Raw genomic sequence first — 6,839 nt, 5'->3', positions numbered from 1 at the left:
GTCCGTCGTGGTTCGGGTTGTGAGGAAGTGAGAACGATGGCTGTGCATTCGGAGCGGGTGCAGACGCAGTCCCCGGATTCAGGGAAGGCTGCCGTGGCCGGAATTGAGACGAGTGCCGCCGGTGGTGGCGCCAACGGCACCCCCCGCAAGGGCGCCAGACCCGCAGGCGGGCCGAGCCTCGGCGCACGCCTGGCACCGTACCTGCTGCTGCTGCCCGCCACCGTGGCGACCCTCGCCCTGCTCGGCTGGCCGCTGGTGAAGACGGTCCTGCTGTCGTTCCAGAACCTCAACAAGCGCCAGTTCGTCCAGCACCTGACCGAGTGGAACGGCTTCGACAACTACAAGGAGCAGCTGACCGACCCGGACTTCTGGGCGGTCACCGGGCGCACCGTCGTCTTCACCCTGGTCAACGTCGTGCTGATCATGGTCGGCGGCACCCTGATCGGCCTGCTGCTCAACCGCCTCGGCAAGCGGATGCGGCTGCTCCTCTCGGTCGGCCTGCTGATGGCCTGGGCGATGCCCGTGGTCGCCGCGACCACCGTCTACACCTGGCTGTTCGACCAGCAGTGGGGCGTCGTCAACTGGTTCCTGGACAAGCTGGGTTGGCACGCGATGGCCGACTACAACTGGATGAGCGACCAGTACTCGACCTTCTTCGTGGTGATCCTGCTGATCGTCTGGCAGTCGGTCCCCTTCGTGGCGTTCAACATGTACGCCGGACTGACCACCATCCCCAAGGAGCTCTACGAGGCCGCCCGGATGGACGGCGCCGGCGCGTCCAAGATCTTCGGCTCGGTGATCTTCCCGAACCTGAAGCCGTTCTTCCTGGCCACGACGTTCCTGGAGATCATCTGGGTCTTCAAGGCCTTCACCCAGGTGTACGCGATCAACGGCGGCGGCCCCGAGAACCTGACCCGCACCCTGCCCGTGCACGCCTTCCTGGAGGGTTCGTCCGGGCAGCACTACGGCATCGGCTCCGCGATCGCGGTGCTCACCATCCTGATGCTGGGCGCGATGATGGCGTACTACTTCCGCATCATGATCAAGCAGGAGGACGAGCTGTGAGGCGCTCGCTCATCGGACGTACCTGGCCGAACGTGATCGCGGTCGTCCTCTTCGTCTTCTTCATCTTCCCCGTCTACTGGATGATCGCGACTGCCTTCAAGCAGGACAACGACATCATCAGCAAGACGCCGGTCTTCATCCCGTTCGACGGGACCCTCGACCACTTCACCACCGCGATCAACGCGCCCAACTTCTGGACGTACGTCACCAACAGCCTCATCGCCACCGTCGGTGCGGTACTGATCTCGCTGGTGATCGCGACCCTCGCGGCCTTCGCCATCGCCCGGATGAAGTTCCGCGGCCGCAAGGCCTTCGTCCTGGTCGTCATGGTCGCGCAGATGGCGCCGTGGGAGGTCATGACCATCGCGGTCTACATGATCTCGCGCGACAACGAGATGCTGAACAGCCTCGTGCCGCTGACGTTCTTCTACATGATGATGGTGCTGCCCTTCACCATCTGGACGCTGCGCAGCTTCATCGCCGCGGTGCCGAAGGAGCTGGAGGAGTCGGCCATGGTGGACGGCTGCACCCGCTCCCAGGCCTTCGTGAAGGTGATCTTCCCGCTGCTGGCCCCCGGTCTGATGTCGACCTCGCTGTTCGGCTTCATCACCGCGTGGAACGAGTTCCCGCTCGTCCTGATCCTCAACAAGGAGGAGGGCAAGACCCTCCCGCTGTGGCTGTCGTCCTTCAAGACCGCCTTCGGCAACGACTGGGGCGCCACCATGGCGGCGTCCACGATGTTCGCCATCCCCGTGCTGATCCTGTTCGTCTTCCTGCAGCGCAAGGCGGTCGGCGGACTGACCGACGGCGCCGTGAAGGGCTGAGAAACGTGAGCATCCTCGTCCCCACCGCTCCGGTCAGCGACCAGCTGCACCGTGACGCCCTGACCGTCCTGCAGCCCGGCTTCGTCGGCACCGAGCCGCCGCAGTGGCTGCGCCGCCACCTCGCCGCCGGGCTCGGCTCGGTCGCGCTGTTCGACCGCAACGTGGTCGACCTCGACCAGCTCGCCAAGCTCACCAAGGCGCTGCGCGAGGAGAACCCCGACCTCCTGATCGCCATCGACGAGGAGAGCGGCGACGTCACCCGGCTGGAGGCGGGCTCCGGCTCGTCCTGGCCCGGCAACCTCGCGCTCGGCGCGATCGACGACCCGGCGCTGACCCGGGACGTCGCCCGCGAGCTGGGCCGGGCGCTGGCCGCGGCCGGCGTCAACTACAACTGGGCGCCCACCGCGGACGTCAACTCCAACCCGCGCAACCCGGTCATCGGCGTCCGCTCCTTCGGCGCCGACCCGGAGCTGTGCGCCCGGCACACCGCCGCCTGGGTGGAGGGCCTCCAGTCGGCCGGCGTGGCCGCCTGCTCCAAGCACTTCCCCGGCCACGGCGACACCGCCGTCGACTCGCACCACGGGCTGCCGGTCATCGACGTCGACCTGGACGTGCTGCGCTCGCGCGACCTGATCCCGTTCCAGGCGGCGATCGCGGCGGGCACCAAGGCCGTGATGACCGCCCACATCATGATCCCGGCGCTCGACCCGAAGCTGCCGGCCACCCTCAGCCCGCTCGTGCTGCGCGACCTGCTGCGCGCTGCCCCGGCCGACGGCGGCCTCGGCTACCAGGGCCTGATCGTCAGCGACGCGATCGAGATGGGCGCCATCGCCGACACCTTCGGGATGGGCGACGGCACCGTGCTGGCCCTGGCGGCCGGCGCGGACGCGATCTGCGTCGGCGGCGGGCTGGCCGACGAGGACACCGTGCTGATGCTGCGCGACGCCATCGTGGCGGGCGTGCGGGCCGGCGTGCTCTCCGAGGAGCGGCTGGCGGACGCCGCCGACCGGGTCCGCTCGCTCGGCAGCTGGGGCCGGATCTCGGCCCAGGGCGAGCGGCCGGAGCCGGACCTCGCGGTCGGCCTGCGGGCCGCCCGCCGGGCGCTGAAGGTGGTCCGGGCGCCGGGCCACGAGCCGCAGCCGGTGTCCGAGCGCCCGTTCGTGGCCTCGTTCTCGGACGAGCCGAACATCGCCGTCGGCGACGTCACCCCGTGGGGCGTGGCCGGCATGCTGGCCGACCGCTTCCCCGGCACCCGCACCCGCGCGGTCTCGGCGGCGCAGGCCGCCCCCGAGCTGCTGGACGCCCTGGTCGCCGAGCTGGTGGCCGGCGCCGAGGGCCGCCGCCTGGTGCTGGTGGTCCGGGACGCGCACCGGCACGCCTGGATGTCCGCCGCGCTGGGCCGCCTGGTGGCGGCCCGGCCGGACGCCGCGGTGGTCGAGATGGGGCTGCCGCAGTCCGAGCCGGTCGGCGCGCTCTACATCGCCACCCACGGCGCCGCCCGGGTCTGCGGGCTGGCGGCCGTGGAGGTGCTCACCGGGCAGCCGGGAGCCATCGGCTGAGACCGAGGGGGGCGTCACCGGGAGTGTCCGGGAGGCGTCGGCCGACGGGCCCGTCATGCGCATGTCGCATGGCGGGCCCGTTTCGTTTCCCCGCCGTTTGACCTGCGGATTCGCCAGGTGACCGTGCTCCCTCAAGTAGGCCTTAAATCCACCTTAAGTCCCACTTAGGGTGACGGTACGGCGACTGATCGCCACGGGGTACAACAGCTCTGCAACGGCCGTGGCGACGAGGCCATTTGGCCGTTGACACCACCTATGGTCTAGGCCAGAGTCCAGTCATCCGGTTCGAAATTCAACCTCACCGGATGTGGTATCGGCCCTCCCCGAAGCTCTTCGCCCCTGCCCGGACCCTCCGTTGCGGGCGCCATCACGCTGCCGGCGGGCAACACGGCTCTAGCACCCTCGGAGGATGGCGTGAAGAAGCGTCAGCTCATGTCGACGTTCGGAATCACTGCCCTGGCGATCGGGCTGACGGCCTGTTCATCGGCCGGTACGGCGTCGAAGGACGGCAAGAGCCCCGGCGCCGACCCGAAGGCCGCGAGCGGCACCGTCACCGTCTGGCTGATGGACGACGCCCAGAAGAACTGGCCCGACCTGGTGCAGCAGGTCAACGACCAGTTCGCGGCGAAGTACCCGAACGTCATCCTCAAGCTCGCCTACCAGGGCTGGGCCGACAAGGTGACCAAGCTCGACAAGGCGATCGCCGACGGCTCCGCGCCCGACGTGGTCGAGCTCGGCAACACCGAGACCATGAAGTACGTGCTCTCCGGCGCGCTGGCCCCGGTCGACCGGACCACCTTCGACAACTCCGACAGCTGGATCAAGGCGCTCGCCAACACCTGTACGTACCAGGACAAGCTCTTGTGCGTGCCCTACTACGCCGGCGCCCGGGTCGCCATCTACAACGCCGCCACCTTCCAGCAGGCCACCGGCAGCGCCGAGTTCCCCAAGACCGAGGCCGACCTGACGGCGGTCCTGGACAAGGTCGCCGACAAGAACAAGGCCGACAAGAGCTACTCCTCGCTCTACCTGCCCGGCCCGTACTGGTACGCCGCGATGAGCTACGTGGCCGCGTACGGCGGCAGCATCGCCAAGTTCGACAGCTCCGGCAACTGGCACGGCACCCTGCACGACGCCAAGTCCCAGCAGGGCATCAGCCACTTCGTCGACCTGGTCCGCAAGTACACCAAGGGCGACCTGACGGTGAACGAGCAGAACCAGTTCGAGTCGATGGCCCGCGGGCGCGCCGCGTCCTTCTACGGCAACGGCTACGAGGCGGCCAGCGTCGTCGCGCCGGGCACCGGCGACCCGAGCCTCAAGGACACCGTCAAGATGGCCACCATGCCCGGCCCGGACGGCAAGCCGCTGCCCACCTTCATCGGCGGCTCCGACCTCGCGGTCACCGCCAAGTCCGCGCAGGTCGAGCTGGCCACCGACTGGGTGCGGATGTTCACCAGCACCAAGTCCCAGCAGACGCTGGCCGACAAGGACATCCTGCCGAACAACCTCACCCAGCTGAACCCGCTGAAGAACAAGCCGACCACCGCCGCGGCGGCCAACGCGGTGCCGGACGCCTGGTTCACCCCGCTGGCCCCCGGCTGGGGCGCGATCGAGAAGCAGAAGATCCTGCCCGACATGCTGACCGGCATCCTCAAGGGCAAGTCGGTGGACCAGGCCACCAAGGACGCCGACGCCGCGATCGACCAGCTGATCAACAAGGCGTCCTGACCCGGCGCCGCCAGCCGCACAGGCCGAAGGCCCGTCCCGTCCGGGGCGGGCCTTCGGGTGTGCCCGCCCGGGGCGGCCCCCGTAGGATTGCGGCAGGAAACCACCGCAGCGAGTGTGCGGACTCGCCGCCGTAGAGGTCCCCGTCGGGCAACCTGCCCGGAGGGGTCGAACCATCTCATCGGAGGCACATCCTGATGTCCGACCCGCAGACTGTTTCCGTTCCTGGCCGGATCATGGCGGCGGAGATGGCCGAGCAGCCGGCCGTCCTCCAGCGCATCCTCGACGAGGGTGCCCCGAAGATCCGCCAGATCGCGGCCGAGATCGCCGCCCGCAACCCTCGCTTCGTCCTGCTGACCGCGCGCGGCACGTCCGACAACGCGGCGCTGTACGCCAAGTACCTGATCGAGATCCTGCTCGGCAAGCCGGCCGGCCTGACCTCGATGTCCACCACCACCGCGTACGGCGCCAAGCCGGACCTCACCGACGTCCTGGTCGTCACCGTCAGCCAGTCCGGCGGCTCGCCCGACCTGGTGGCCTCCACCAAGGCCGCCCGCGAGGCCGGCGCCATCACCCTCGCCGTCACCAACAACGCGTCCTCGCCGCTGGCCGAGGTCTCCGAGTTCCACATCGACGTGCTGGCCGGCCCGGAGAAGGCGCTGCCCGCCACCAAGACCTACACCGCCGAACTGCTGGCGCTCTACCTGCTGGTCGAGGGCCTGCGCGGCGGCGACGGTGCGGCGGCCAAGGAGCTGCCCGGCCTGGCCGCCGGCGTCCTGGCCCGCCACGCCGAGGTGAAGGCGCTGGCCGAGCGGTACCGCTTCGCCCAGCGCCTGGTCATCACCTCGCGCGGCTACGGCTACCCGACCGCCCGCGAGGCGGCGCTGAAGCTGATGGAGACCACCTACATCCCGGCCTCCCCGTTCTCCGGCGCCGATCTGCTGCACGGCCCGCTGGCCATGGTGGACAACGTCTCGCCGGTCATCGCGATCGTTCCGGACGGCAAGGGCGGCGAGGCCCTGCAGCCGGTGCTGGACCGCCTGCGCGGCCGCGGCGCGGACCTGGTCGTGGTCGGCCAGCAGGCGCAGGTGGACGCCGCCTCGGCCGGCTTCGCCCTGCCGGCCGGCGTGCCGGAGGAGGTCCAGCCGATCCTGGAGATCCTCCCGCTGCAGCTGCTGGCCTACGAGGTCACCATCGCCCGCGGCCAGGACCCGGACGCCCCGCGCGCCCTGGCCAAGGTCACCGAGACGCACTGAGGCACGGCGCCACGCGATCGGGCCCCCGTCCACAGGCTGTGGACGGGGGCCCGACTCGTTGAGCGGCGGAACATGGCTTCGGCGGGGGAGCGCCCGGAACGCGTCGCACCCCCGGAACGCGTCGCGCCTGGCGCTCGGCGTACCCGGAAAGCACTACGGGCCACGGCGCCGACACGGGACCCTCAACCCATGCGGCACCGCAGCCCGGAGCTGTCGTCGGTCGCCGGAGTCGATCGAGAACTGTGCGGGGTCCTCGTTCGGCGGCGTCCGACCGAGGAAAGGCCTCGCGCGGTCAGGGCAGTTGCGCGGTGGGCCTCTCCTTGGTGCCCTTTCATTGTGGACTAGACCAATCTGGGTTGTCCAGGCCGCTCCGGAAATTGGTCTGGACAACTTCGGGAAGCGGGCTCCGC

The 6,839-nt window shown here is 69.7% G+C and carries 5 protein-coding genes; all 5 read left to right on the top strand.

Annotation, left to right across the window (positions count from 1 at the left end; all coding sequences use genetic code 11):
- The first annotated feature begins 36 nt into the window (after positions 1 to 36).
- The 5 genes from ACFVHI_RS33350 to ACFVHI_RS33330 all read left to right on the top strand — a co-directional run bounded on the left by ACFVHI_RS33350 (position 37) and on the right by ACFVHI_RS33330 (position 6,429).
- Positions 37 to 1,065, top strand: a complete 1,029-nt coding sequence (locus tag ACFVHI_RS33350) for a carbohydrate ABC transporter permease (protein ID WP_063347863.1) — start codon at positions 37 to 39, stop codon at positions 1,063 to 1,065.
- On the top strand, positions 1,062 to 1,889 hold the full coding sequence (locus ACFVHI_RS33345) for a carbohydrate ABC transporter permease (protein WP_380345562.1): 828 nt from the start codon (positions 1,062 to 1,064) through the stop codon (positions 1,887 to 1,889). Before ACFVHI_RS33350 ends, ACFVHI_RS33345 begins: the two co-directional genes overlap by 4 nt.
- A 5-nt stretch (positions 1,890 to 1,894) precedes the next feature.
- On the top strand, positions 1,895 to 3,448 hold the full coding sequence (locus tag ACFVHI_RS33340) for a glycoside hydrolase family 3 protein (protein ID WP_063347861.1): 1,554 nt from the start codon (positions 1,895 to 1,897) through the stop codon (positions 3,446 to 3,448).
- A 432-nt stretch (positions 3,449 to 3,880) separates the two neighbouring features.
- Positions 3,881 to 5,176, top strand: a complete 1,296-nt coding sequence (locus ACFVHI_RS33335) for an extracellular solute-binding protein (RefSeq protein ID WP_380345560.1) — start codon at positions 3,881 to 3,883, stop codon at positions 5,174 to 5,176.
- Positions 5,177 to 5,370: 194 nt separating this feature from the next.
- Positions 5,371 to 6,429, top strand: coding sequence for an SIS domain-containing protein (locus ACFVHI_RS33330; protein ID WP_063347859.1), 1,059 nt, complete (start codon positions 5,371 to 5,373; stop codon positions 6,427 to 6,429).
- Positions 6,430 to 6,839: the final 410 nt, after the last annotated feature.

The sequence above is a fragment of the Kitasatospora sp. NPDC127121 genome, from assembly GCF_042677305.1.
Taxonomy (GTDB): Bacteria; Actinomycetota; Actinomycetes; order Streptomycetales; family Streptomycetaceae; genus Kitasatospora.
The sequence above is the reverse complement of the archived record's forward strand: the minus strand, read 5'-3'. Positions and strand labels throughout refer to the sequence as shown.